At 61.9% G+C, this 1,603-nt stretch carries 1 pseudogene; it reads right to left on the reverse strand.

The features are described 5' to 3' along the window. Positions 1–1,603, reverse strand: a pseudogene (locus K290_RS37765) (hemagglutinin repeat-containing protein); the annotation flags it as partial.

The following is a 1,603-nucleotide window of genomic DNA, read 5'->3' on the forward strand; positions in this document are numbered from 1 at the left end:
AGGCTGTTCGGATTGACCGAGGCGCCGCCGACCGTCAGGCTGTTGCCGTTAACCGAGGCACCGCCGGCTGCGGTCACACCATTGCCACCGATCGAGGTGCCGCCGCCGGTGGCCGTCAGACTGCTGCCGCTGACCGATGTAGCGCCGGCTGCTGTCACGCCGTTGCTGCTCACCGAAGCGTTGGCAGCGGTCAGGTTGCTGCCATTCACCGAAGTGCCGGCAGCAGCCGTCACGCCACTGCCGCTCACCGAGGCGCTGCCATTGACCGTCAGTCTGCCGCCGCTGATGGAAGCGCCGCTTGTCGTCAGGTTGCTGCCGCTGATTGCCGGACCGCCACCGATCGTTGTGCTGCTGCCTGCAAGCGACGAGCCGCTGCCGAGGCTCGCACCACCGTTAGCGGCGACATTAGCAAGGGCGGCATTGACGTTGAACAGGGCACCGCCCGCCGTCATGCCGCTGAGTGCTGAAAGCGGATTTCGAAGATTGCTTAGGGCGGCGAAGCCTGCCCCTCCGGACACGGATCCCGCCGCGGAGCTGTTGCTGATTGCACCGAACGCGAGACTAAGGGCACCGGCTGCCTTGATGTTGCCTGACGCACCGCCGATCACCTGCGAACTCGAGACGATCGAGGTACCATTGGCAATGTTGCGCGACGGATCGGCGGTACCATTGGCATTGTATGCCGTGCATGCGCTTTCCGCGCTGCAGGTCAGCATGGTCGTGCGATAGAGCGCAACACCCTCGTTGGTGAGCGCGGATCCCCTGAGCGTCGCGTTGCCGTCGGCCTCGATCGAACTGTAGGAATTAGTGAGATTGGTGGCATCGATCGTTAGGTTGCCGCCTGCGCGGATCACCGCTTCGGCGCTCAACGGTGCCGTGAATCGATCCTCATAAACCGATCGGCTGATATTGGCGCCGCCGTCCCAGGTATAGGTCGTGCTGGTATCCGAGCCGCTGCGGACGACTTCATCGACAATGAAGTATCTGGAGGGGTCGTTTGGATCGAGGACCGGATTGCCGTTGGCATCTTTAGGAACGCGAGCCTTGATCCAGTCAAAGATCGGTCGGACCTCCGTCGGACCACTGTCGCTGACCCAGGTCCAGGCGTGATAGGAGGTGCCGTCGGCAAGCGTTGCGACCGAATACAAAAGCGGTTGATAATCGGAGAACTGCCCCGGATCGACGCCCGCATAGAGCTGGAACATATTTTGGTCGGTCGATTCCAGATAGGCGAAGGGTTGGCCGGCGACAGCCGGATTAAGCACGAAGGTACCGACAACCGCACCGGAGGAAACCAACTGGCCCGTCACCCAACTCGGCGTTGATGATCGCCTGTTGATAAGATTCCCAGTGAGGATCGACATGTCGCCACCGGACTGAATGAGGCCGGAGACGTTGGTGACTGCTGCATTGCGCTGCCCGGCTGCCGCTCCCTGGATGGTCAGTCCATTGTTGGCGACGATTGCCCCCTGATCATTGGTGAGCACGCCGCCGACGAAAAGGTTGGCGTTGTTGCCGGCAAAGACGAGGCCGGAGGGGCTGTTGTAGAAATCGCCCGAGATGTTGAAGGTGAGATTGTTGCCGGCGGCGAGCTGACCGGCAT

This window comes from Rhizobium leucaenae USDA 9039, from assembly GCF_000426285.1.
GTDB lineage: Bacteria > Pseudomonadota > Alphaproteobacteria > Rhizobiales > Rhizobiaceae > Rhizobium > Rhizobium leucaenae.